This is a genomic window from Bacillota bacterium (assembly GCA_013178125.1).
Taxonomy (GTDB): Bacteria; Bacillota; SHA-98; order Ch115; family JABLXJ01; genus JABLXL01.
Genome location: JABLXJ010000004.1, coordinates 50,122 through 75,429, shown reverse-complemented (window position 1 = coordinate 75,429; position 25,308 = coordinate 50,122). Strand labels below are relative to the sequence as shown.

General features: G+C 57.7%; 26 protein-coding genes. 7 read left to right on the top strand and 19 right to left on the bottom strand.

The annotated features are described in order from the left end of the window. Window positions 1–16: 16 nt before the first annotated feature. The 3 genes from secD to hydE all read right to left on the bottom strand — a co-directional run bounded on the left by secD (window position 17) and on the right by hydE (window position 4,169). Window positions 17–1,252: a protein translocase subunit SecD gene (gene secD / locus HPY71_04760; GenBank protein NPV52818.1), complete on the bottom strand. Its 1,236-nt coding sequence runs from the start codon at window positions 1,250–1,252 to the stop codon at window positions 17–19. 325 nt (window positions 1,253–1,577) lie between these two features. Further along, the gene (gene hydG / locus HPY71_04755; protein ID NPV52817.1) at window positions 1,578–3,029 is read right to left on the bottom strand and encodes a [FeFe] hydrogenase H-cluster radical SAM maturase HydG; all 1,452 of its coding nucleotides are present in this window, start codon (window positions 3,027–3,029) and stop codon (window positions 1,578–1,580) included. Between the two features lie 48 nt (window positions 3,030–3,077). Further along, window positions 3,078–4,169, bottom strand: coding sequence for a [FeFe] hydrogenase H-cluster radical SAM maturase HydE (gene hydE / locus HPY71_04750; protein ID NPV52816.1), 1,092 nt, complete (start codon window positions 4,167–4,169; stop codon window positions 3,078–3,080). 701 nt (window positions 4,170–4,870) lie between these two features. On the opposite strand from hydE, the gene HPY71_04745 reads away from it, so the two are divergent. Continuing rightward, window positions 4,871–5,611 carry a superoxide dismutase gene (locus HPY71_04745; GenBank protein ID NPV52815.1) on the top strand — a complete coding sequence of 247 codons (741 nt, stop codon included), beginning with the start codon at window positions 4,871–4,873 and terminating at the stop codon, window positions 5,609–5,611. Between the two features lie 56 nt (window positions 5,612–5,667). On the opposite strand, the gene HPY71_04740 is transcribed toward HPY71_04745, so the two are convergent. Further along, a complete protein-coding gene (locus HPY71_04740) occupies window positions 5,668–6,240 on the bottom strand; it encodes a biotin transporter BioY (protein ID NPV52814.1) in 573 nt (190 codons plus the stop codon). 422 nt (window positions 6,241–6,662) lie between these two features. Between HPY71_04740 and HPY71_04735 the strand changes: the two genes are divergently transcribed. From HPY71_04735 to HPY71_04710, 6 genes are all read left to right on the top strand, one after another. Next, window positions 6,663–7,124: a transcriptional repressor gene (locus HPY71_04735; protein ID NPV52813.1), complete on the top strand. Its 462-nt coding sequence runs from the start codon at window positions 6,663–6,665 to the stop codon at window positions 7,122–7,124. An 18-nt stretch (window positions 7,125–7,142) separates the two neighbouring features. Beyond that, window positions 7,143–8,219, top strand: a complete 1,077-nt coding sequence (locus HPY71_04730) for a zinc ABC transporter substrate-binding protein (protein ID NPV52812.1) — start codon at window positions 7,143–7,145, stop codon at window positions 8,217–8,219. Beyond that, on the top strand, window positions 8,216–9,058 hold the full coding sequence (locus tag HPY71_04725) for an ABC transporter ATP-binding protein (protein NPV52811.1): 843 nt from the start codon (window positions 8,216–8,218) through the stop codon (window positions 9,056–9,058). Before HPY71_04730 ends, HPY71_04725 begins: the two co-directional genes overlap by 4 nt. Next, window positions 9,051–9,926: a metal ABC transporter permease gene (locus HPY71_04720; protein ID NPV52810.1), complete on the top strand. Its 876-nt coding sequence runs from the start codon at window positions 9,051–9,053 to the stop codon at window positions 9,924–9,926. Before HPY71_04725 ends, HPY71_04720 begins: the two co-directional genes overlap by 8 nt. Window positions 9,927–10,124: 198 nt before the next feature. After that, window positions 10,125–10,382 (top strand): hypothetical protein, encoded by a 258-nt coding sequence (locus tag HPY71_04715; protein ID NPV52809.1) that lies wholly within the window; start codon window positions 10,125–10,127, stop codon window positions 10,380–10,382. Between the two features lie 86 nt (window positions 10,383–10,468). Continuing rightward, window positions 10,469–10,786, top strand: a complete 318-nt coding sequence (locus HPY71_04710) for a hypothetical protein (protein ID NPV52808.1) — start codon at window positions 10,469–10,471, stop codon at window positions 10,784–10,786. Between the two features lie 196 nt (window positions 10,787–10,982). Here the strand turns inward: HPY71_04710 and yajC are convergent, their stop codons facing one another. The 15 genes from yajC to HPY71_04635 form a co-directional block, all read right to left on the bottom strand. Beyond that, entirely contained in the window at window positions 10,983–11,267 is a 285-nt protein-coding gene (gene yajC / locus HPY71_04705) for a preprotein translocase subunit YajC (protein ID NPV52807.1), read from the bottom strand. Window positions 11,268–11,321: 54 nt separating this feature from the next. Next, window positions 11,322–12,446 carry a tRNA guanosine(34) transglycosylase Tgt gene (gene tgt / locus HPY71_04700; protein ID NPV52806.1) on the bottom strand — a complete coding sequence of 375 codons (1,125 nt, stop codon included), beginning with the start codon at window positions 12,444–12,446 and terminating at the stop codon, window positions 11,322–11,324. A 130-nt stretch (window positions 12,447–12,576) separates the two neighbouring features. Continuing rightward, on the bottom strand, window positions 12,577–13,608 hold the full coding sequence (queA, locus tag HPY71_04695) for a tRNA preQ1(34) S-adenosylmethionine ribosyltransferase-isomerase QueA (GenBank protein NPV52805.1): 1,032 nt from the start codon (window positions 13,606–13,608) through the stop codon (window positions 12,577–12,579). Continuing rightward, complete coding sequence (locus HPY71_04690) at window positions 13,605–15,251, bottom strand: anti-sigma factor domain-containing protein (GenBank protein ID NPV52804.1); 1,647 nt, start codon at window positions 15,249–15,251, stop codon at window positions 13,605–13,607. Before HPY71_04690 ends, queA begins: the two co-directional genes overlap by 4 nt. A 97-nt stretch (window positions 15,252–15,348) precedes the next feature. After that, a complete protein-coding gene (sigI, locus tag HPY71_04685; protein NPV52803.1) occupies window positions 15,349–16,107 on the bottom strand; it encodes an RNA polymerase sigma-I factor in 759 nt (252 codons plus the stop codon). Between the two features lie 85 nt (window positions 16,108–16,192). Further along, window positions 16,193–16,576 carry a cytidine deaminase gene (gene cdd / locus HPY71_04680; GenBank protein NPV52802.1) on the bottom strand — a complete coding sequence of 128 codons (384 nt, stop codon included), beginning with the start codon at window positions 16,574–16,576 and terminating at the stop codon, window positions 16,193–16,195. 2 nt (window positions 16,577–16,578) lie between these two features. After that, the gene (locus HPY71_04675; protein NPV52801.1) at window positions 16,579–17,466 is read right to left on the bottom strand and encodes a DUF881 domain-containing protein; all 888 of its coding nucleotides are present in this window, start codon (window positions 17,464–17,466) and stop codon (window positions 16,579–16,581) included. 11 nt (window positions 17,467–17,477) lie between these two features. Then, window positions 17,478–18,527, bottom strand: coding sequence for a DUF881 domain-containing protein (locus HPY71_04670; protein ID NPV52800.1), 1,050 nt, complete (start codon window positions 18,525–18,527; stop codon window positions 17,478–17,480). A gap of 38 nt (window positions 18,528–18,565) precedes the next feature. Next, window positions 18,566–18,994, bottom strand: a complete 429-nt coding sequence (locus HPY71_04665) for a diacylglycerol kinase family protein (GenBank protein NPV52799.1) — start codon at window positions 18,992–18,994, stop codon at window positions 18,566–18,568. Further along, window positions 18,952–19,533 carry an rRNA maturation RNase YbeY gene (gene ybeY, locus HPY71_04660; GenBank protein ID NPV52798.1) on the bottom strand — a complete coding sequence of 194 codons (582 nt, stop codon included), beginning with the start codon at window positions 19,531–19,533 and terminating at the stop codon, window positions 18,952–18,954. Before ybeY ends, HPY71_04665 begins: the two co-directional genes overlap by 43 nt. Window positions 19,534–19,563: 30 nt before the next feature. Next, window positions 19,564–21,780, bottom strand: a complete 2,217-nt coding sequence (locus tag HPY71_04655; GenBank protein ID NPV52797.1) for an HDIG domain-containing protein — start codon at window positions 21,778–21,780, stop codon at window positions 19,564–19,566. Continuing rightward, on the bottom strand, window positions 21,777–22,724 hold the full coding sequence (locus HPY71_04650; protein NPV52796.1) for a PhoH family protein: 948 nt from the start codon (window positions 22,722–22,724) through the stop codon (window positions 21,777–21,779). Before HPY71_04650 ends, HPY71_04655 begins: the two co-directional genes overlap by 4 nt. A 26-nt stretch (window positions 22,725–22,750) precedes the next feature. Further along, window positions 22,751–24,082: a sporulation protein YqfD gene (gene yqfD / locus HPY71_04645; protein NPV52795.1), complete on the bottom strand. Its 1,332-nt coding sequence runs from the start codon at window positions 24,080–24,082 to the stop codon at window positions 22,751–22,753. 19 nt (window positions 24,083–24,101) lie between these two features. Beyond that, a complete protein-coding gene (gene yqfC / locus HPY71_04640; GenBank protein ID NPV52794.1) occupies window positions 24,102–24,329 on the bottom strand; it encodes a sporulation protein YqfC in 228 nt (75 codons plus the stop codon). A 136-nt stretch (window positions 24,330–24,465) separates the two neighbouring features. Further along, window positions 24,466–25,209, bottom strand: a complete 744-nt coding sequence (locus HPY71_04635) for a hypothetical protein (protein ID NPV52793.1) — start codon at window positions 25,207–25,209, stop codon at window positions 24,466–24,468. Window positions 25,210–25,308: the final 99 nt, after the last annotated feature.

Genomic DNA, 25,308 nt, shown 5'->3' with positions numbered 1-25,308 from the left:
ATTCATCCACCTCCCCTTAGGCCCCGAAGTAGCGGGCATACCGCTCCGGATTGCGATCCACTATCGCCGTCATTATTATGCGAGTCACCACGATCGCCGTGAACATGCTCGCCAGGATTCCAAGCGTCAGGGTTACGGCAAACCCCTTGACGGGACCTGTGCCGTAAATATACAGCACGCCGGCGGTTATCAGGGTGGTCAGATTCGAATCGAGGATGCACGTAAAGGCCCGCGTAAACCCTGCCTCGATGGCCGCCCGCAGCCTCTTGCCCCCCCTGAGTTCCTCCTTGATCCTCTCAAAAATGATTACGTTGGCGTCGACCGCCATGCCGACCGAGAGGATCATGCCGGCTATGCCCGGCAACGTCAGGGTCGCATGCAGCGCCGCCATGGCGGCGAAGACTATGAATGCATAGACAGCCAGGGCCACGTCGGCCATTATGCCCGGCAACCTGTACATACCCAGCATAAAAAGCAATACAAGTGCGATTCCTATTGTCGCAGCGACCGCGCTCTGGTTTATCGACTCCCGTCCAAGGATCGGCTCCAGGGTCTCGCTATGGAGTATCTTCATGGGGACCGGCAAGGCTCCCGCTCGAAGCATCATCGAGAGATCCTTGGTCTCCTCCATGCTTCGCATGCCCTGAATTATGCCTTTATCCTTGATCACGGCCTGGACCACAGGGCTGCTCAACACCTGGTTGTCCAGGATGATGGATATCTGCCGCCCGAGATTCTCCCGGGTCGCCTTTTCAAATTTCTTGCCGCCTGCGGGAGTGAGCTCGAAGTGAACCGCAGGCCGCCCGTATTCGTCGTATCCCGCGGTGGCGTTCTTGAGATCATCCCCAGTCATAATGATGTTGCCGCTCTCGTCCTTGAACTCCAGCATGGCCGTCTTGCCGATGATCTCCTTGGCCCTCTGAGGGTCCTTGACGCCAGCGAGTTCAACTACGATTCGTCTCTCCCCCTGTCTATAGATCACGGGCTCAGCCACGCCAAGCTGGTCGACCCTCCTCTGGATGACCTCCTTGGCCCGCTGCACCGCGTCCTCGTCAACCTTCACGGTAGAGGTATCCTGAGCCTCGAGCACGAGGCGCGTGCCGCCCTTGAGGTCAAGGCCCAGGTTCATGGGTAGTTTGTAGATGACCCCGGCGCAGATTGCTACAATGACGATAACGCCCAGGATTTTCCATAACATCCCTGGTCTCACAAGCCGGTTCCCCCTTTTCCCCCAAAATTCGCACAATCCCATTATATAGGGGCCGGGATGGCTTGTCAATCCAGCGAAGCTGCAAAATACTGGGCAAATGCCTACTGCCTGCCTCCCGGCAGCCTGGCAGCCTGCCTGCCCGGGTAACGCGTGCCATTGATGCCAAGTGCAGGTTCCTTAGTTTGTGCCAGTTTACCAGCACGTCCCAGGACTTACGGTGTTTGCGCGACGGGGCCTTTGAAATTTGGCAGGGCCCCCGCGCCAAATTTCAACGGAGGCGCGCCGCAAGCGCGCCGTCCCCGGAGCGCAACACCGTAAGTCCTGGAAAAGTGGCGGTAGTCTTTGACATGTAGAGGTCTCCCGCAGATCAGAAATAGAGGTCTCGCTCACCCGCCTCAATTCTCCGGAGCCTGCTCTCCGTCTCACGGCGGATGGATGGGTTTTCTACCAGCTCGAGATGCGCCTGTATGGTCTCCTCGCCAAGCCTCCTCGTCTCGGGCGAGGCGTAGTCCATGAGATACTCCTTAAAAGTCATGATGGCGTTGGGCTGGCAGATATTATGAATGCGCCCGGTCTTGGCCAGAGCCATGAAGCGGTCGCCTGTCCGCCCCTGGCGATAGCACGCCGTGCAGTAACTGGGGATGTACCCTGAACGACACAGGTTCCTAATTATCTCCTCGGGGCTTCGCTTATCCTCGACCTCGAACTGGGCCGTGTCGTTGTCTCGGTCCTGGTACTGGTGGTCGTGGGGCTCAACCCCCTCCACCTCCTCCCTGTAGCCGCCCACGCCCGTGCACGAGCCCGCGCTGATCTGGGATATGCCGACACGTATGACTTCATCGCGGAAGCCTGGGCGTTCGCGCGTCGACAGGATCATGCCCGTATAGGGCACGGCGAGCCTGATAATAGCCACCAGCTTCTTAAAGTCACGGTCACCCACGAGGTAGGGGAAGGATTCCAGAGAAATTCCTGCTGCGGGCCTCAGGCGAGGGACGGATATAGTATGGGGTCCAACCCCGAATTCCCTGTCCAGGTGCAGGGCGTGATAGATGAGCCCCATGACCTCGAACTTGTAATCATAGAGTCCAAAGAGGGCGCCTATCCCTACATCATCGATGCCGCCCTCCATCGCCCGGTCCATGGCGGTGGTGTGCCAGTCGTAATCCCGCTTCGGCCCCGAAGGGTGCACCTCGGCGTAGGTAGCACGGTGATATGTCTCCTGAAACAGCACATATGTCCCTATCTTGGCGGCCTTGAGCAGCTTGTAGTCTTCGACAGTAGTGGCGGCGATGTTCACATTCACGCGGCGGATGCTCCCATTTCCGGCCCTGGTATCGTAGATCGCCCTGATCACGTCCAGGATATAGTCCATGGGGCAATTCACCGGGTCCTCCCCGCACTCGAGCGCTAATCTCTTGTGCCCCATGCCCTCGAGGATATTGACTTGCTCCCTGACCTCATCTAGGGTGAGCTTCCGTCTTGGGGTATCGTTGCTATGCCTGTAGCCGCAATACCGGCAATTGTTTACGCAGTAGTTGCTGAAATAGAGCGGGGCGAAGAAAACAAGCCTCTTCCCGTAGATTCTCTCCTTGATCTCATGGGCTACATCATACATCTTCTCCAGGATCGCGTCATCGTCCTGGTGAAGCAGGATGGCGACCTCATCGGGCTCTAAGCCCTTCGCCTCCCGCGCCTTCGCGATGATATCGATTGCCCTTTCCCGCGGGGCTGCCTTCGCCCTCTCGAGCGTATCCCATATCTTGCCGTCATCGATGAAATCCGCGACCCTCGCGGCGTGTGCCGTCTCACGCACTGCCATGAACATTCCCTCCCTTTCTGCGGATCCTCTTCGATCTCTGAAAGAAACTCATGCCAACTCGTATTCCCTGCAATGCCCGTAGCCCGTCCCGATGCTCCGCCCAATCCCCTTTATCCGGTTCTCTATGCATCGCCTGCAGCTATCAGCCCGCTCCGAGAGGCAGATTTTATTCGGATATATCTGGTAAAGCTTGCGGTACTCTACCGGCGTGATGTTGGGCATGACGACATTTGCGCCGCACTGGAGGGCCTTCTCCCTTCCACGCGGGTCAACCGTCCCCGCCGCCGTCGTGGCGGGGATATGCGCCCACGGCAGGGCGAGGCGCGTGCAGGCAACTACCTTGAGCACGAGCTCGAGCGGGCCCTGGGGGCTCCCGGCGAGGGGGGTATCTGGATGCGGGATGAACGGCCCGATGCCGGCCATGTCCACACCTAGGTCTCTCATAAGCACGATATCACCAGCGAGCGAATCTATCGTCTGCCCGGGGAGGCCTACAATGTTGCCCGAGCCGACCTGGAAACCGAGCTCCTTCAGCCACCTGAGGCGCATGACCCTCTCCTCGAGGGTCATCCCGGGGTGGAGGTCCCTATAAAGCTCGGGGTCCGCCGTCTCGTGCTTCAGGAGAAACCGGTCAGCGCCGGCCTCCCTGATCGTCGCGTATTCCTCCCTCGAACGCTCCCCGATACACACCGTCACGGCGACGTCGGCTGAATTCTTGATACGCGTTATAATGCTGGCGAGCGCATCAGCCGAGTACCAGAAATCATCGCCCGACTGTAAGACTATCGTCTTGTAGCCCAGGGTCGCGCCGTATTCCGCGATGTCTACGATCTCATCAGGGGCGATCCTGTAGCGTCTGAGCTTTCGGTTGTCGCGGCGCAGCCCGCAGTAGGCGCAATTCCTGGCGCAGTAGCTAGAGAATTCAACAAGTCCGCGCAGGTGAACCTCATCCCCAACATAGCGCGCGCGGACCTCGTCCGCGAGGGAAAACAGGGTCCATGTCTGGTCTCCCGGCTCCGCCTGGAGCAAGGCCCTTATTTCGTCGCGCGTGAGATCCTTGCCGGCGCGCGCCCGGCCAAGCGCGTCCCAAAATCTTGTACCTGTTCCATACGCGTCTCCGATAACTTCCTCCACACCCATCCCCCCTGCTGCCCATATCGCCCATACCACATGCTACCTATACCGCATGCATCAAAAAGGGGTCTGCCCTGCAACACGCATGGCAGACCCCTTCAGAAACACCTTTGACGGTCCCCTCGCCTGCAGGATCGATCTCGCCCTTGTCTCAGGGAAAACCCGAAAAACCAAATTCTATTTTCAAAGTCACACCTGAGCCCCTCGCTCAAAATTGGCTCAGAATTAGAATTGCCGCCCTTCGAGCAAGGCACACATTATACATGATACGCGCCCCGGCTCGTCAGGTGACCGATAACACCTCAACCAGGTTTCTTTATTTCCACCGGATTATTGTTCTTGTCTCCCAGCTTCTAGGTTAGCATATGGCGCGGGGAAATTCAAGCGAAAAAGTGAAAAACGTCACAATGATTACCCGCCTGGAATGGGCTATCTTTCTCACGCTTAGCATGATCCCCCGCCGGCACCGGGCTCGAAAACTATGAATACACTAAGATTGGCTCGAATTTGCCATTCTCCAATTTACAGTTCTCCAGGGTCCTGGATATAGACAACAAACAAGCGCTCAAATTCGGATCCAGAAGGGAGTGTTGCTCATGAGCCCCAATGCAGGCGATAATCGCAATATCTACTATAATCATATTAATCATGTTCCAATTAACCATGTTCCGAATGAAAGCGTGATTTCGCACTCTTCAGTAGCTTTCATGCAGGCGCCGCCTGCCGTGCCGCCCGGCGGCCACCGGTTGCCGTCACTTCCATACCCATATGATGCTCTCGAACCCTACATCAGCGCCACGACGCTTTGCATACACCACGACCGCCATCACCTGGCCTACGTAGAGGGTCTTAACAAGGCTGAACTCGCCCTGGTCGAGGCGCGCCGGTCCTGCGACTTCTCCCTGGTCAGGTACTGGGAGAGGGAGCTGGCCTTCAATGGCTCGGGACATGCCCTGCACAGCATATACTGGACGAACATGAGCTCCATAGGCGGAGGCACACCAGGCGGCCTGGTGCTCGAACAGATCAACTCATATTTCGGCAGCTACCAGGCGTTTCGCCAGCAGCTATCGAGAGCTGCACAGGATGTCGAAGGCTCCGGGTGGGCGCTCCTGGTATGGCAGCCCCAGTGGGGCAGGGTGGAGGTTCTGACTGCAGAAAAACACGAAGACTTGACTCAATGGGGGGTCATTCCCGTTCTCGTGCTGGATGTATGGGAACATGCGTATTATATTGACTATCAAAACAAACGCGGGGAATATATAGATGCCTGGTGGCATGTGGTCAACTGGCGCGACGTCGAGAGGCGATTGCGCCTGGCAATGCAGGCGGAGGTTCCAATGACCGGCGCCGGGGATGCTGGGACCGCGGGAAACGGCGCAAGCACAGGCGGCGCAGGCGGCGAGGGCGGCCAGATCGGGGAGGGACCGCCATTCCCGAAGCTGTAAGCGGGGCACTCCCCTCCCCGCTCCCTTGGAGATACCGCTATCATCCATGCCGAGCTTTACAGGACGAGCCCGCGCCGCCTCAAGTGACCAGCAAGCCAGGTTGCAAGCAACGCCTTTACAATATCGCCCGCGATGAAGGGCAGGACGCCCAGGGAGATCGCCTTCGATGGCGTGAGGCCCGCAACGAGGGCGAGTTGGCCCGCGCCGAGTATGTAAATCACCGCCACGCCGAGCAAGGTCCCGGCGAGGACTCTAACCCCGCTCCGGAGATCTCCGCGTCCGCCACGTCCCGCCAGCATCGAAACCGCGAGCGGAGCAAGCACAAAACCCAGCAGGTAACCGCCGGTGGGGCCGACAAGCACGCCCGGCCCCGCGTGGCCTCCGGCGAAGACCGGCAATCCGATAACCCCCAGGATTATGTAAATTGCCTGGCTCATCGCGCCGAGCCTCCCCCCGAGCACGACGCCTGAAAGGAGGACAAACAAGACCTGCAGGCTAAACGGCACAGGCGTCCATGGCAAAGGGATTGTTACAACAGCCCCAACCGCGGTTAGGGCCCCGAAAAGCCCCGCCAATATTATGGAGCGGGCAGAGTGAACATCAAGATAGGCAGCGTCGTGTTGTCTCACAGTCTAGAAACCCCCTACTAAAAGTTAATCTGGCTATTGAGCTATTGATATTGAGCCATTGATATTGAATAGTTGCTGCTGGGCGGTTGCCGAACGCTGGCCGGCAGGCCATCCTAGCATAAAATACCACACGACGCAGGCAATGTCAACGTCCATAACAGGCAAAAAGGCACGCCTATAAAAGGCACGTCCGCAAAAGGCAAGCTCACCGGCAGAGCAATGTCCAGGCGCAAAGGCATATAATACCTTTTCTTCGCCAGGCCAACGCGCAAAAGCCCGGGTCCCACATTCTTTTTTCTCCCCCTTCAATCCTTCTCGACTGTAACTTCTTGACTTCTTGAGTTCCCCTTCTTGACTTCCGCGGTTCACATAATTATAATCCTAGATAGGAATAATATTATTTATGGAAAGAGGGTGCCCTAGTGGCGCAACTCGACCCCGCATCGCAGCAGGAGGCCATACTTCGCCGGCTGAAAGCCAGCGGTTACAAGTTAACCCCCCAGCGGCGCGAGATAATTAGAGTGCTATCCGAGACCTACGAGCCTCAAAATGCCCAGCAGGTACATGAGAGGGTTGCGGAGAAATTCCCAGGCATGGGAATGGATACAGTTTACCGGAACCTCAGGTTGTTGGCGGCCCTGGGCGTCATAAGTCAGATAAACCTCCTTTCCAAAAGGGGTGATCTATTCAAGCTCGGTGGGGACCACCACCATCATTTCATATGTCTTGGGTGCGACAAGATCGTGTGCCTGGATGGTTGTCCTTTAGATAATAATGACTTCTCTCACGCTGCAGGCAACGATTTCACCATCGTCAGCCACAGCTTTCAGCTCTATGGCTACTGCACGGAATGCAGTAGGAATCACGGTAACATAAAGAAGTGACGACGGGGGTGCCCGGCTGTGACCAGCGCAAAGAAAGGCGCTAAAGCCAGAAATATCAAAGGAGGCAGGGGGCGAGCCGCAGGGACTCTACTGGGTCTGGGTCTCGTGCTCCTGGTTTTGATAGGAGCGCTCGTGTTAATATTCGCTGGCAACGATAAGCCAGGGATTAATACAGGCCCAACCCCTGGTGCCTGGTCTTCGCCCGCGGGCACGAGTGATGGCGGCCAGGATCATGATAACAGGCCAGGGAGCGCGAGGGTGGTGAGGGTGGTCGCCACCATATTCCCCCTCGCCGACATAGCAAGGCAAATAGGGGGAAGCCGGGTGGTTGTCACGACCCTGCTCCCTCCGGGCGCCAGCCCTCACACCTTTGAGCTGACTCCGGGGCAGGCGCGAGAGATAGCAACAGCAGACGTCCTCATACGCGTCGGCTCGGGCCTGGACGACTGGGCTCTGAGAAGCCAGGAAGACGGCCGGTGGCTTCCCCCCGTAGTAGTCGTTTTAACCGGCGACTCAAGCGGGCTTGCTGATCGCGATCACGATCGCGATCATGCCGGCGCCGGGGATCACGCCCACACCCATGGCGACCCCCACATCTGGCTGGACCCTGTGCGGGTGAAAGATGAAATAGCCCCGCGCATAGCAGGGGCACTTGCAAGTGTGGCGCCCGATGCGCGGGATTCATTCGAATCCAACCTCAGGCAGTATCAGGGGGAATTACAGGACCTTCACGCTCATATCGCGCAGGCTATCGAGAAATGCCGCACCAGGAGGTATATATCATTCCACTCTGCATGGCGTCATTTCGGCGCTCGTTACGGGCTTATCGAGGTCGCGTCCATCGAGGAATTCCCCGGAAAGGAGCCGTCTGCCGGGTGGATTGCTAATGTCGTGGACCTGGCGCGACGAAGCGGGGTCAAGGTGATATTTGCGGAGCCGCAATTCAGCCCCAAGGTAGCCAGTGCAATAGCCGGGGAAATCGGTGGCAGGGTCCTCCTGCTCGACCCCCTCGGTGGCAAAGACATAAAAGGAAGAGATAGTTACCTCAGTTTAATGGAGTATAATCTCTCGATCTTCAAGGAGGCGCTACAGTGACCCCGGTTCAACTTGATCAGATCAAAGGGGCTTCCTCCCATGCCCCTGCTCCCGCAGCGGGCAAAGAGCTCTTGCCGCCTGCAGTCCACATGCAGCCTGCGGTCGACATCAGCGACCTCACTGTATCGCTCGGGGGCAGGGTTATATTCAATAGCGTAACATTCTCAGTGGGACCGGGCCAGCTTGCGGGGATAGTCGGCCCCAACGGGGCGGGTAAGACGACGCTCCTGAAGGCAATCCTCGGGCTCATAAAGCCCGCGAGCGGTAGCATCAACATCTTCGGCATGCCGTCATCGAAGCTCGCAGCGTCGCGAAGGTTTATGGGGTACGTGCCGCAAATAGGATCCTTTGATATAGCCTTTCCCGTCTCGGTTTTCGATGTCGCGATGATGGGCAGGGTCTCACAGGTTGGACTCCTGCGCCGGCCAGGGCGGCAGGACCGGGAGATCGTCGAGAAGAGCCTGGCCAGGGTGGGTGCCCTGCACCTCAAGGATAGGCCCATTTCAGAGCTCTCAGGCGGCGAGCGACAGCGCGTCATCCTGGCACGCGCCCTTGCGGGCGAGCCCAGGCTTCTGCTGCTGGATGAGCCTACGACAGGGCTGGACGCCCAGGCCCAGCACGATCTCTACGATACCCTCACCGAGCTGCGGCGAAATTCCTTTCCCAATCTCACCATCATAATCGTCTCCCATGATGTCGAGGGGATCGCGGCCATAGCTGATAGACTCATCTTCATCAACAGGGGACCATCCCAGCTGGGGGCAGGCCCGGGTGTAGATGTAGGGTATAGCCATAATGTTACAGATAAGGCGACAGCCGGGGAGACACAGGATGCTTGAAGCGATTCTTAAACCATTTGCCTACGAATTTATGCAAAGGGCGCTCGCTGCCGGGGTGCTGGCTGGCGTCACCTGCTCGATTATGGCATTCTTTGTCATAGTAAAGAAGCTATCATTCCTCGGCCATGGCATCTCCCACGCATCGCTGGGCGGCGTAGCAATCGGCGTGGTCGCAGGCAAAAACCCTGTAGCGACCGGCGCAGCATTTGCGAGCGTTGTGGCCTGGGTGATCGGGTTCATAAGCAAGAAGGGATCCCTTCATGAGGATTCGGCCATCGGCATCATATCCGCGAGCGGCATGGCCCTTGGCGTTATCCTCATCAGCCTCTCGAAGACCTATACCATGGATCTCACAGGTTATCTCTTCGGCAACATCTTGGCTGTAACGAGACAGGATCTTATCGCCCTGATGATTGTAAGCGGCGCGGTGCTGGCCTTCGTCGGGGCTTTTTTCAAGGAGCTCCTATTCATGTGCTTTGACGAGGAGGGGGCCCGGGCCAGCGGCATACCCGTATCCATGCTCTACTACTCGCTCCTCACGGCGATAGCCATAACGATCATAGCGGCGATCAAGGTGGTGGGGATAGTGCTCGTTGGCGCATTCCTTGTCACGCCGGCGGCCACAGGCCACATCCTTTCAAGGAATTTCAGGGGCATGATAGCCATATCCGCGGGCACCAGCCTCGCGTCGGTGCTTATCGGGCTGGTGGTCTCATATGCCTTCGACATCCCCTCCGGGGCGACCATAGTGCTCTGCTCCGCTGCATTCTTTGCCTTTTCACTGCTCGTATCACACCTCGCCCTGGCCCGTCCCACACCCTCCATGCGCCCAAATCCCAGCACCCAACGTCCTACCTGGCGTCCCTAATAGCTAATAGCTCGATTCACGCATGCTCCCTTAATCGCCACGATCATCCCGGCAATAGGCGATGCTCCGCAAATAGGTAATGTTCATCTGCACGTAACCTTGTGCAACCAGCATACATAAACTATACTAAGTCAGTACGCACTGACTTGCAAAACCTATTGGGCCGATAATCCAACGAACCGCGCGGAGGGACGGAAAATGGACGTTTTAAAGGTGGGGGATATCGTCGCCCGGAAATCCTATGACGCGGATATCATATTCAAGATTGTGGCTATCGGCAAGGACTCGGTCTTGCTGCGAGGGGTCCAATGCCGCGTAATGGCTGATGCACCGCTGGACGATCTCGTGAAGGTAAGCAACGAACCATCCCAGGCGCTTCAGCATCACCACAGTTCTCTGCGCCAGGTGCACCCGGGGCGAATGGAATACCGGTCCTCGGGGACCGCCGGATTGTGAATCCGCGCAGGCAGTTAGCGAGGTTGGCAAAGGCTCAAGGGGAACCCGCCCACAGGCGGGTTAAAAAAGTCAAGGGGTGAGTTCTTATGGCAGACGCCAGGCTCGAGCCGCCAAAATTTGAAGAAGTCGATAAGGTCGTGGAATCTCTGGCAGCACCGGCCCCACCGCCCGGCACGCAGCAGGCCACATGGGTTCAGGCGCGGACCACATGGTTCAGGCAATCGGAGGGATCGGCGTCGATCCTGTGGATAGCCACCACAGACCAAGCAACGGTCTACAGGACGGTTGATCAATCCTGGCTGGCAGCATGGCAGACGGTCATTATGGAGTGCCAGGCGCTCTGGCTCCAGGTAGATGCAAACAACTATATCCGCGCATGGCAGCCGGGCCGCTCTATAGGCTAGACCCTCATGTCGCCCAGGGCGACACCAACAGTTAGTATACTCTTGTACTCCTCCTGGACTGACACTGTAATGCAGGCAGGCAGGTAGGTAGGTAGGCGGGCAGGCAGTAGAGGCGCAGGCCGGACAGGATCATGAGCCGGGGCGGTATGCCCCGGCTCAATCTTGCCATTCCATAACATTTCATGTTATTAGTCTATTAGTCCTGATTATCCTTCCCTAGGACGCTTCCCACGGCCGCCCTGGTGGTCCTGATCGTGACCTTATCGGCTATCTTGAGCATAAGGGCATCCTCTTTAATATCGACTATCTCCCCGTAAATACCGCCGACGGTGATAACCTGGTTGCCCTTGCGCAGGTTAGCCAACATGTCCTTGCGCTTCTTCTGCTGCATCTGCTGAGGCCGGATTAGCAGGAAATAGAATATAGCGAACATGAACACAAATGGAAGAAGCGCCGCGATCGCCGATCCTTGTTGATTCACTCACATGCTCCCCCTTCGACATAACCATCACTGAAGCCGTCTCCATCTATATTATTAGTTATTATTAGTTCCACAGGCGTCCAGGAATTCCTGCTTAAAATCCTGGAAGCTTCCTTCCATTATGGAACGCCGGATGCCGCGCATGAGCTCTACCAGGAAATAAAGGTTATGGTATGTAGTGAGCCTGAGGCCCAGAATCTCCTTTGCCTTGATCAGGTGGCGTATATACGCGCGGGAATAATTCCTGCAGACGTAACAATCGCAGTCCGGATCAAGAGGTCCGAAATCCCTCATATAGCGGCTATCCCTTATGATCAGCCTGCCGCGGTGCGTAAAAACGGACCCGTGGCGGGCTATCCGCGTCGGGAGCACGCAATCAAACATATCCACTCCGAGTGCGGCACCGTATATAAGGTCTTCGGGGGAGCCAACACCCATCAGGTAGCGCGGCTTTGATTCAGGCAAGTGCTCGATGGTCGCCTCGAGGATCTCAAACATGAGGGGCTTAGGCTCCCCTACGCTCAAGCCGCCTATTGCGTACCCGGGAAGGTCCAGCTCAACCAGGTCCGCCGCGCTCTTTTCCCTGAGATCCGGGTAAACCCCTCCCTGGACTATTCCGAATAGCGCCTGATCCCCTCGCTGGTGCCTCGCCCTGCAACGACGGGCCCACCTGGCCGTGAGCTCCATCGACCTCTTTGCATACTCGTAATCGCACGGGTAGGGGGCGCACTCATCGAATGCCATTATTATATCAGCCCCGAGGGCGTTTTGTATCTCTATCGACTTCTCGGGCGATAGAAAATGAAGCGAGCCATCAATATGTGATTTGAAGCTCACCCCCTCCTCGCTTATCTCCCTCAGGTCAGCGAGGCTGAACACCTGAAAACCGCCGCTATCCGTCAAGATCGACCGGTCCCAGTGCATAAACCGGTGAAGGCCGCCAGCTTCCCTGACAATGTCGTGCCCCGGCCGGAGATAAAGGTGGTATGTATTGCCGAGGATCATCTCAGCCCCTATTCCCTTTAGCTCCTCTGGGCTCATCCCTTTCACGGTCCCCTGCGTCCCCACAGGCATAAAAACCGGCGTCTGAACCAGGCCGTGAGGGGTTTTAAGCTCGCCGGCGCGCGCTCCGGTGTTTCCATCTCGCTTTTCGAGCTTGAACTCTATCTCGTATTCCATCTTTAAGAACCTACATACCTCACCCTTGAAACGGCCTCTAAGTCCTAGAGGCATCCAAATCCAGCGCTACGCCATCAAAAACTATCCGAATGCCATTGAGTGCCCTCAACTACCATTAGCCCGAGTGCCGTTAGATTATCAGCATTGCGTCACCGAAGCTGAAAAAACGATAGCGTTCACTCACGGCGATCTTATACGCCCTCATTATGTTTTCCTTCCCGCAGAACGCCGCAACCAGCATAATGAGGGTTGATTTAGGGAGATGAAAATTCGTAACCAGGGCGTCCACAACCTTAAAACTATACCCCGGGTATATAAAAATATTCGTCCATCCCTGCCCGGGATGTATTCGGCCTGACGAATCCGCAACGGTTTCGAGCGTCCTGACGCTCGTCGTCCCCACGGCCACCACGCGCCCCCCGGTGCTCCTGGCCTCGTTTATCACCCTGGCGGCCTCAGGGGGAACCTCGTAGCACTCCTCGTGCATCTCATGCTCCTCAACATTGGCGACCTTGACGGGCCGGAAGGTCCCGATCCCCACGTGCAGGGTTATCTTCGCGACCTTTACGCCGAGCGCTTCGATCTTATCCAGCAGCCCCCTGGTAAAATGAAGCCCCGCAGTCGGCGCTGCAACGGATCCCTCCGGTTCCGCGTAAATCGTCTGGTAGCTCTCCTCATCCTTCACTTCCCTCTTAATGTAGGGCGGCAACGGGACCATGCCGCAGCGCCTCAGGACCTCGCCCACATCTTCACCTGAGGGGGAGGTGAATCTGATGTGCCGGCCACCCGCTGCGGTCTTGTCCAGGATCTCGCCGTCAAGCGCCCCATCTCCCATGGTTATGAACGACCCGACCCGGGCCCTCCGCCCGGGCTTCACCAGCACCTCCCACTGGTCATCCCCAACCTTACGCAGGAGTAAGATCTCGACCCTGCCCCCCGTATCCTTGCGGCGGCCGGACAGCCGCGCGCGGATCACGCGGGTATTATTCAAAACAAACACATCTCCCGGGCGCACGTACTCCACAATGTCTTTGAATTCTCTGTGTTCGACCGCCCCATCATCACGCCTCAAGACCATCAGGCGGCATCTATCCCTCGGCTCGATGGGCTCCTGCGCTATAAGCTCATCTGGAAGGTAATAATCGAATTCATCAACCCTCAATCAGATTTCACCTTATCTTTATCGCCCTCACCTGTGTCACCTGTGTTTTTATCCATACTGTCCTTATTCTTATTCTCACCCTTGTCCTTATCCTTGTCTTTAGCTTCGCCTTTATCCTGGCCGTTATTCTCTATGCTCTTACCTTCTATATACTTATCATTCTTATCATTATACTTATCATTATCCTTGTCGACAGCAATATCGCCAGCTATATCTGTGGCAGCCCCACCTTGGGATACCCTGGCTTCCTTGGACAAAGAAAGACCCGAGACTCGCAAGCCCTTAGTCTTCACCCCAGACGAATCAGGATTTGAATTCGAATTCGGCGCTGTCGCAATCCCTGCGCCCTTGGTGACGCTGACATCAGAGGCGCTAGCCAGCATCACAGGACCGCCATGGGCATTGGAATCGCCGGACTCCCCCTGGCCCTGGCCAGCCCCTGGGCCCATGCCGGGCTCGTCGCCACTGCCACTCAGTCTGAGACCAGCGATCCCGGAGGGCTCAGATTTAGACTCTGGAGACTCGGGCTGCGCCTTTACCCCGTTGCCAACGCCCGCGGACGCTGGGTGGCCGGCCGCAGTCCCATTCACCTTTGCGGCCCCCGTGCTTGGGCCGTTTGCCACGCCCTTATTCCTGGGAGTTCCGTCACTCCCGGTCTTCATGAATATGGCTACCACAGGTGGGCGAGGGTGTGGCTCTGCCGGCCCCGCCGGTTCCTTCCCATCCCAGCCCGGCCCCCCACCATCGCGGATCATACCGGGTGCGCTATCGGAAGCAGCCAGGAGATCATGGAGGTTAACGCCCGCATGCGCCATGACATCCCCGATCCTGCCCCTTCTCACGTCCTCGATGCCGATGCGAATCCCTGCCTCCCTGGCCCTCGTCACCAGCGCGAGACGGCCCGCCGAGAGGCCCTTGCGAACTGCTTCATCCCGGGATGCCCTATCAACGGTCAAGGTTTCAATGGAAGCGACCTGGACCCCCCGTCTGGCCAGGACGAGGCCGGCTGCGCGCCTTAGCTCCTCCCCGAGGACTTCAGGATTCAAATCCGCCTTCGAACCCCTCGAACCCGGCGCAGCTCCCGGGGCTCCCTGTGGTGTCACTGCAAGGAGTATGATGCCCCCAGGCTCGCGGCCGCCAATAAAGTTGTCATCTATGGCCCTGTCCGTAAGCACCTCGATAGCCTCCGTGGCCTTTTTCCCGACCACTCTTGCACGGCCAAGGAGCTTTTCACCATCCTCATTGAAACTCCTCGCCTGGATCACCACGGTGGAAGCATCGAGAGCCAGCTCAATGCTGGGGTTAATATCCACGCTCACATATACTGCTATCCCCGGAGCCGGAGGCGTTCGCCACGCTCCCCTGAATTTCAACCAGACCGGAAGGTTATAACCCGGGACCCCGGCTAGAATGAACACGATGAGGACCAGCGCCGCCACTGCAGCAGCCCTGAAAGCAGGCCACTCAAATATAGAATGGAGGGCAAAGGTCGCATTTCGTGAGGGAATAGCAATCTCCTCGCCGATATCCGGGACTCTACCTGCAACCGTCGCCCGCCGAAACTCCCCGTTCCTCGTAAGCAGGATGACAGTCCTGCCTCTGGCCTCCAGAACTATGCCACTTTCGCATTCAACCCCCCGCACTGTCCTTCCCCCCCTAAGATAGGCAGTCTCAAAGCTAATAGTGCATGACCCCTTGCTTTTAAGCTCAGGAATCACATAGGGCACCTAACAGCCTCATTTATAGCTTATCTACATAGGCCCTCAAGTGCTGAAATTCCCCCATCAAGATGAGCGCGACTGCCAGTATATACTTTCGTTGCCTCTCAAGGGTTTTCCGGCTCACCCTCAGCCTCCCGTGGAGCTGCTTGATGGGAAGCCCCCTCTTCCTTATAAGTTCCGCGCGCAGATTTTGATCAGATACTATGACCCTCGCCACCTCTATAGCTCGCATCCGCGCATCCTCATGCTTGGGCGAGATTGCAACGAGCTCCGAAAGGGAAATCCCGTAGTCAGCCAGCATATCTCTAAAATGGAATATCTCGTCCTTCCTCTCCCTGTTCTCCGTGAGGATAAGATAATTATCCGTGGCCTGCTGCTCCCTTAGAAACTCGGCGATATCCCCTTCCTCGGGCTCCTGTCTTTCCACCTGAAAACTGCTCATTGGTATCTCCCGTCTGAAGTGGGCCTCTTTACGAAAATAATCGGTGAGGCGCCTCCTCATCACGATCTCCGAAAAGGATAAAAACGAGCTCCCCTTGCGAAGATCATACTCATTTATCGCCTCATTAAAGGCCATCATGCCAACGCTTACCTCATCGTCTTCCCCGGGCCGTAAGTACCTCCTGGTGACCTTCGAGGCCACCCTCAAAATGAATGGCAAGTAATCCCTTATAAGCTTCTCGCGCGCGTCGGTCCGCCCATTCTGGGCCTCCCCGATCAGTCTATTTAAATTAGATGAGTCCTCGCGGCCTTGTTTTCGCTTGAGGGGGACACTCATCGGCTTCACCATCCATCGCCATATTATAGACTTCGTAAGCTGCTGCTATTTTTGAGTGTATCTAAGCAACCTCGATCTCTGCTTTTCATTTTCCCCGAAATGCGTGCGGCAAAAGCTCGAAAGCCATCTTGATCTCATATGCACCCGCCAGGTTCGCCATGATCACCATCATATCGGGTGCAAACTCAGCCATTACCTGCCTGCAGGCCCCGCACGGCGCGCAGACCACATCGCCATCAGCCACCACGCAGATGGCCAGGAAGGCCCGCTCGCCATCTGATATCGCTTTAAACATGGCGACCCTCTCGGCGCATATCGTGCACCCATAAGCTGCGTTTTCTATATTGCAGCCCTTATATACCTTCCCGTCGCGGGTGAGGAGGGCCGCACCAACCCTGAAATTGGAATATGGGGCATATGCGAACTCCCGCGCCTCTATAGCATCCTGCAACAATTCCTCGCGTCTCATCCCTAAAAACCCCTCCGGTATGCCGGGAGAACTACGGCATCCTCGATCTTGATCAGGAGCCTCTTGCCCAACCGGGTGAAATCCCGCCCTACAGGGTGAAGCGCCTCCGCCAACTTCCAGGGGTTGCCCACGGCCTTTATCACTACGGGGTTGACTGCGATCGAACGGTGATTGACCAGGATAACCGGGCCCGCGCACCGGATGGATGAGGTCACAGTGAGCCTCTCGCCACCAACCTCGACGCCCCTGGCGCCCGCAACGCAAAGCCGGTTGACTATGTCCCTTATGTCGCGCTCGTGAATTATCTGGTTCCAGGAATAGCCCTCGCTGGCATCATATGCGCGAACCACAACCCCAGGACCAACCATTTCCGCCAGGCCTGCCCTGCTTTGCGTCTCCCTCAACTTCGCCCTCAAGAGGCTTATCTCCTGCTGCAGGTCATCAACCTGCCTGGCCACTGCCTGGGGAGAACTATCACCCTCGCGTTCCTCTCCCCCGGCTACAGGCCCGGAGCCAGGGACAGAGGCGGTGGTGAGCCTGCGCCCGTAAGTTGCAAGGGCCTGAGCCACGCCAACCCTCGTCGCTGCGCCATCGATCGCGAGTTTAAAGGCCCTCAGGGCAATATTGGCATTCTGAGGGACGCCACCGGCACCGCCGGCGGTCTCCTCTTCACTCCTGGCAAGGCGCTCATAATATGAAAGTATGGCGGTAGCCCCCCGTTTAGCGGCCTCTACCTCGTCTACCTCGCCGGGGAACGAGAACATCCCCATCCATCTCGCCAGCATCAAGGTATCGAGGAAAAGCAGAAATATCGCCACGCCGACCACAACTGATATGAAACTCCCGGGCCTCTCGGGCCTCCCAGGATCCCGGTGCGCGACCATAGACATCCCGGTCCCCCTTAGCCCTCCTCATGGAAAGCGGAGAGCCTTACGAAATCCTCTTTCCTTATGTCAATTCTTATGCCCCAGGGCTTGAGGCTGTTCACCACCAGGTCCAGGCTGCTTTCTAGCACCCGCGGGTCGCCCACGGCCTTCACGACAATGGGATTTACGCTGATAGGGTGCTGGTTGACAAGTATGAGGGCCCCCGCGGACCTGATAGATGAGGTGGCGATGAATCTCTGGCCGCCGACCTCAACGCCAAGAGCCCCGGCCGCGAAAAGCTCATTTACAACATCTCGTACGTCCCTCTCCTGGACAACCTCTTCCTTGCTCCGCCCGCCAGGGGCATCATACATCTCTATAACAATGCCGGGGCCGCTCAGTGGGGCAAAACCTGCATCTCGCCTGACATCCTCCAGCGTCTGCCTGAGGGATTCAACCTCCGACCTCAGGAGGCGCAAACGGTCGGCCATGGTCCGGGCCGTCGCCAGGACGGCCTTGCCATCGGTTATATCCACCTCCACCGTCTCAGCCAGTTTGAGCAGGGAGGGTTCACGCCTCAACCTCTCCCTGGTGACGGGGGACAACACGTTTTGTTCATCCTCAATCTCAACCGAGCCGTCGGTCCCCCTTGACACCAGGATGCTCGCCTTTCCCGTAATAGACTTGATCCCGCCATCCTGGCTGATAATGCGGAGCACCGTTTCTCGCCGCATGTTGTCCTCTTCCCGCGCTATGATGTCCTGCACGCTTCTACCATAGATAGCCGTGGTGCGCGCTATAGCCTGAACCCCGTCTGCCTGTTCGACCTCAAACCAGAACTTTGCAAGGGCATCCCTGACTGCGGGGTTGTTGCCGAGGCCAGACGACTCGACAACCGTCCTGTAATAGTCCCTCAGCGCGCGGGCTCCATCCCGCGCCGCTTCCACATCAGTGATCTCGCCGGGGAATCTAAGCAATTCGAGGGACCGGGCAAGCATTACTACATTCAAGCCCATCAGCAGGGCCAGCGCAATCAATACAGCCTTTGTCCCTCGAGCCAGGGGATCCTGCACGATCATCATCACCCCTTACATTACCCCTTATATTATAGCAGAAAGCGAGGTTATTTCCACCCTATCCTGAAAATGGAAACACCCAGCTCGCAAAGCTTCCCCCCAAAGACCAGGAGAGCCACGACTATGGCGCCTGCCGCTGTAACCAGCACAGCTCCGGCGGCAACATTCTTCGCCACGGCGGCGAGTGGGTGGTAGGCCGGGCTGACCATGTCCACTATAGTTTCGATTGAGGTATTCATTATCTCCGCCACCAGGACGGCTGCGGTCGTCAGGATGAGGAGGATGAACTCCGTCCTGGGCACGTTCCATAAAAAGGCAGCCAGTATAACCCCTGCCCCGGCCGCACAATGAATCCTGAAATTCCGCTGTGTGGCGAGGACATATAGGAGCCCCCTGGCTGCGCATCTGAAGCTCTCGGCGAGAGTTCTAGTCTTCACCGCTCTGGCCCCCACCGCCACCGGGCGACGCAAATGCATAATCCCTGAAGACCCCCCTCGAGGATGGCCTCTCCCCGCCCCTCCATAAGGTCCCTGTCCGTATCTAACTCGTGGTCGTACCCGAGGAGGTGTAATAGACCATGAACCGCAAGCCTCCCTACCTCAGCAACAAATCCGTGGCCATATTCATCCCCCTGGCGGGCGGCGGACTCGAGCGAGATCACTATATCACCCAGGAGCTCCGGCGGGCCCTCCACACAAGGTCCTGACCCGCCGCCAGGTCCTGCAGGCCCTGACTCCCTGTCGCCGCCACCGCCGGGACCGGGCCCCGGCATCATATCATCATCCTCGCCCTCCAGCATCGAAAAGGAGAGTACATCCGTCGGCGCATCGATGCCCCGGTATTGCTTGTTCAAGCTCCTGATGTGGTCGTCATCCACCAGGGCCACGCTCACTTCGACCTCCCTGGGATCCTTGCCTTCCAAGCTTAGGCCTCGCGCCAGGAGCGACTCCAGGAATCCGACCAGATCGTCCTCCACTTCAAGCTTATCCTGGAGGTTATTTATCCCTATCGCCATGCTATGCCCTCTTCCCTTCTGCTGCTTCCTTTATACTTCCTTTGCTTCTCTTTCCCTTATTTCTTTCGCCATTCCATCAGGATACTCGATTCGAGCGTGAAATATTCCCGACAGGACCCTGACGAAGGCGTTCGCAACCTCGTCGAGCTCTTTAAGGGTCAGATCGCACTCGTCAAACTGGCCATCGTTGAGGCGCTCCTTGATTATCTTCCTGACGAGCCCCTCGATCCTCCCGGGCGTCGGTCGCGCAAGGGACCTTACCGCCGCCTCCACCGAGTCCGCAAGCATCACTATGGCAGCCTCCTTGGTCTGGGGCTTCGGCCCGGGATACCTGAAGTCGCTCTCGTCCACCTTCTCGCCGCCATTCTCCGTGGCCTTGTGGTAAAAATATGGCACGAGGCCTGTGCCATGGTGCTCCTTGATAAGATCGATGATCGCCTCCGGCAGCCTGTGCGCTCCAGCCAATTCCACGCCATCTTTCACATGCGAGATTATGACGAGGGTGCTCAGGGTTGGGGAGATCCTGTCATGCGGGTTATCCTGCATGAGCTGGTTTTCCACAAAAAAGTAGGGCCTCTTCAACTTGCCGACATCATGGTAGTAAGAGCCGACGCGCACCAGCAATGAATCCCCCCCAACAGCATCAGCCGCGGCCTCGGCCAGGTTGCCCACGATTATGCTGTGATGGTAGGTGCCTGGAGCCTCAACCAGGAGCCTGCGCAGGAGCGGCTGATTTGGGTTTGAGAGCTCGAGAAGCTTGATGGCCGACGTTATGTGGAATATATTCTCGAAGAATGGGAGCAGGCCTATGGCGAAAATCGTGGATAACAGGCCATTCACCATGCCAAGGTACCACAGGCGCGCCACCTCCCAGCTCCCCGTCGCGGGCCCGACCCCAATTATGGTGAAGGCGTTGGCGGCGCCCACGATAAAGCCTGCCCTCATCAGGTCGGAACGCTCTCCAACCTTCGTGACGCTGTAAACACCAGCCACGGAGCCGACAATAGCCACAAGGGCGAGCCTCAACACGTTGCCCCCCATTATGCCGGCCAGCAACCCGAATACTATGCCGCTTACTACCGCGAGACGCGAATCCAGGAGTATGGCTATCATCATCGTCCCGAGGGCCACCGGCACAAGGTAGCCCGAACCAGGCCAGGGGATCGAGGTGATAACCGCCGTGATAAATACAACCAGCACCACGATCGTACCGAGCGCCGCCAGGAGCCCCGCTGTCTCCAGGATCCTCCGGTTATACTGGTAGAGATAGACCCCGATCAACGACACCAGCGCAAGGACCAGCATTACTATGCCGAGCAGGGTGGCGTAATCCGTATGCCCGCCCATGAGCCCGAGGTCCTTGAGCAGGGCCACATCCTCCTCGGTTGCTATCTCACCCCGGCGCACGATGATCTGGCCCTTCAAAATCATGACAGGCTCAACAGCCCGCGCCGCAGCCTCGCGCACCTTCTCCACCTTGCCCGGGTTCAACACGAGATTCGGGCTGACCTGGGTCTTTGCGATGGCGATTACGCTTGGCACAACATCCGGGGGCAGGCCCAGCTTCCTGATGGCCTCGCTCACGCGTTCGCGAGCCATCTCGAGGTTTTCCTTGCTTATCCTGAGCTCCTTCATGACCGCTCCGACTTCGGACCTGGCCGCCCTCCTGGCCCCCTCAAAGGCCTGGTCATCTGCGCGCAGGAGCTCCAGAATGGCACCTTCAGGCAAAACTACGCCGAAATCCGTCGCGATCTCCTTCACAATCAGCCTGGCCTGTCTTACCTGGGTCTGAGCCTGACTGTTCGAATCCTCTCTGCCGCCAGCCGGGCCGGCCGCCGCCGCGACGAGCTTGATAGCGGTACGCCCCTTGCTGACGCGCTCGAATATCGCGTTCACTGTATCTTCGGCGTTGATGCTGGCGGCCGGGCTTATATCATAATTCACAGGGGACGCACTTGCCGCCTTCACCGCCTGTTTCTCGGCCTCTGCCTTGAGCTTGTCCGTAGAAAAGCGATTCACCATGTCCCTGGGGGCCTCAACATCCGCCCTGGCCGGCTGCCCCGCTGAGATCTCGACCTTCCTGGGGATCAAGACGCTGGAGAGTATCGCTACCAGCGCGACGGTCACAAGGACGCCGATCAGGACGCGCTCTACGGTCGGGTTCCGGAGAAAGAGATCAAGCGCTTCCTTCATTCCCCGCTTTATCAGGTGGATTCTGGATTTACCGGCGAGAGCCAGTTTACTCATTCTGAAGCACGCTCTCCTTCAAACTTCTCGTAAGCCCTTATAATCTTCTGGACAAGCTCATGCCTGACGACGTCCTGGTCGGTTAGATAGATGAACTCGATCCCATCGATCCCGCGCAGGATGGCTTGTACCTCTTCGAGACCGCTGAACTTGCGGCGCGGGAGATCAATCTGAGTGATATCCCCTGTGACCACAGCCTTGGATCCAAACCCGAGCCGCGTCAGGAACATCTTCATCTGCTCGTGCGTGGTGTTCTGGGCCTCATCGAGAATGATGAATGAATCATCAAGGGTCCTGCCCCGCATATAGGCGAGCGGGGCAACCTCAATTATGCCCTTCTCCATATACTTCTGGAAGATCTCCGCGCCGAGGATATCATATATAGCATCGTAAAGCGGCCTCAGATAGGGATCGACCTTGTCCTGGAGATCCCCTGGCAGGAAGCCGAGCCTCTCCCCCGCTTCAACGGCGGGCCTTGTCAGTACAATCCTGCTGACCTCCCTGCTCTTGAGGGCCGCTATAGCCATGGCCATAGCTAGATATGTCTTGCCCGTCCCCGCCGGCCCTATTGCAAACACCAACCCCGAGCGCCTGATGGCATCAACATACCTCTTTTGTCCCAGGGTCTTGGGCCTTACCTGCTTGCCCCGGGCCGTGACCTGAATAATATCGGATGCAAGGTCGCTGAGGGTTACATCCTCATTGTCCCTGGCAAGTTTAGCTGCATATTTGACATCACGGATTGTAATATTGCTACCGAGGCGAAGAAGACCCTGCAAATCCTGCAAGACCCTCAACACCTTATCGACCTGGTCAGGCGCCCCGCTGAAAACGAGTTCATTTCCCCTGACCGCGATCGTGACTCCGAAAATCCTCTCGAGGGCCTTCAAAGTCTCATCATGCTTCCCGAGAAGGGTTATCGCCTCATGAGTGTCCTCCAGGATAAACCTACCATCTGTGGCTTCCAATGTCAAGTTTGTTCCTTTCCCCCTTTATCATTCTCATCCTTTACCTCTTCCCGTATTATATCATCCTGGCCCGCTGCCCTCTCTACAGGCTTGCAGATGTCCTCGACAGTCTCAAGGGTGATCCGGACCCTGATGCTCCCTTCCTTCTTGCTCTCAATCACATCCTCTCTTTTCCATATGACCTTCGCCGACGGGGGCACCTGACTCCAGATAGCCCCCTCCGCAGACTTGCGGGCAGCGGCAACAGCCTCATCACGGCCGAGCGAGATGGTTTTGCGCCTGATTTCACGATAGCAGACGCTCGATATCTTGAGCGGGAGGCTCAGCCGGTCGATAAACCCCAGGTCAACTGGTTTTTCATCCTTTTCATAGTCTTCAAACTCGAGGGCGCTCAGGGGAACCCTGATCTTGTGGTCCCCAAGCGATACATCAAGGAGCCGGCAGACCCGGCCGGTCCTCTCCGCCGCCTCTCTTTTCAGGAGGGCCTCGCCGACAGCTTCATACCAGACCCGGGCGGAAATCAGTCCCTTAGCATTGATGGTCTCGAAGGGCGCGCCCTCCAGCCCCGGTCCCTCTGCTTGCGGGCGCTGCTGCTGGCTCTGGCCCCCGGCCTGTGAGGTCTCCAGGCCGGACACTCCGGAACGAGGCTTGAGATACCCCCGGATCAGCACCTGCCCCTTCTGGACTGTATCACCCTCCCTTACAAGGGGCAGCCCTGCAAGGAAGATGGCCTCCACGATGAGGCCGTCCTTCGCGGCAACCACATCCGTGAGCCCGTGCTTCTCCTCAACGAGCTTCTTTTCGGCGATCTCTACGCGCAGCCTCGTGCCCTCCAGGCTCGCGCCGACCCACGCGACCTCCCTCAGCTCTGATAGAACTCTCCGCTCAACCGCTGAGAGGTCAACGCTCCGCTTTCTCACCCCAGGTCTGATATCCATGGACCTCAAGACCTGGAGGATCCTGCCCTTACCGATCTTCTGAGTCCCGTCTATATCAATGAACCATATAAACGATGAAAGCAGGTAGAGGGCTATACAAAAAAGGACTGCCCCGGCAACAAGAATTTTACGCCTCAGGGCGCGGGCCGCGATAAACGGCAGCCCCACCCTCTCCTCGATCGACGCCCTGCAATTGGCCGTCTTGAGCAGGGAGGCAAGCTGTTTCATCCGCGCCGCCTCCACCCTTGCAACAAGGAAGCGGTCGCCCGCCTTGTAGACATCCCAGAGGCGGAAGCCCCTCGACGTTGCGAGATTGATGAATTTCTCAGGCGACCTCCCCTTGACCTTTATTATAACATACCCTCTGAGGTAGGACCACAGCCTGCTGATCACCATCAACGGCCCTCCCCCGTCCCTAACCCGTAAAGCTGACCGACGATATCGAGCCCTCGACGGCGATTTCATCGCTTGATATCCTGGCAATGACGAGATTAGCCCCGGAGAGGACGAGCTCTCCGAGGCTCACAGATACCCGTACCTTGTTAGAGGTATACTCAATAAGGCCCTTATGATTCTCTATAAGCGCCTGGGCGTTTCCGACCATGGTGATCCTGGGGAAGTCCATGACAAGCTCTCGCGGCATTTCCAGGACGTCTGCAAGTTTTTCCCGTATCCTTCCCCCGTCCGCAACCCTGCCCGAGAGACCGCCGTGAGCTCTGTCCCCCACCAGAAGCCCCCCCGCCGTAGAGTTCGCCGTAAGCTCGCCTAGGCTCGCCCGCTTACCTGCATCGCAAGTAGAGACGCCGGCTCTTAATAAATCTATGCTGCGGCCGGGCAATTATTTCCGAGAATATGAGCCCGCGAAGGATAGAATCCGGGCCGGCAAGAAATGCAGCACTCCCCGCTGCAGCTGCGGGCGTAGTCCCGGCGTCCCCTGCCTCCGGTCCTCTCAGACCGGATCCCGGCATGGCGTGCTCATCGCCCGGCATCACGTCCCAGCCCTCCATACCGTCTTCGAACTCTTCCAGCTCGGCGTCTCCAGGGCCCTCCACGTCTTTCCATTCAAGGGATGAACCTTCTGGCGACTCACCCTCCAGGGACCGCCCCTCCAGAGACGCGCCCTCTCCGCCCTCTAGGGGCTCCCCCTCCAGCACCTCGCCCGTCATGGGCTCTATCAAGGGCTTATCCTCCAGGTGGCTACCCGGACCACCCTCGAGGGGCGCGGCATCCGGGGATCCGGTCTCCGAGGGCTGGACCCTTGGGGGCTTGGCATCCACAGGCTGGGCCTCCATGGATTGGGCCTCCGGCCCGGGCGCCTCAACAGGAAATGGAGGGAACGGCTCGCCCAGGACCTCGCCGAAAGGCCAGCCCCGCGGCACGCCGGACGGCCAGGTTGGGCTGGCCGGGCCAGCCTGGCGAGCTGGTCGAGCGGGGCGTTGACCTTTAGCACCCTTCCTGGCCAGGGCCGCGAGCACAGACGAGATTATATATATTGCAAACCCTATGGCAAACCATATATCCATTCCGCCTCACCTTCTTCCCCTTCTCATAGCCAGGTTCATTCCCCCAGTTTATCACTTGCCCCTTTATTCCCCGGGGTCTACCCCCTTTCGAATTTCTCA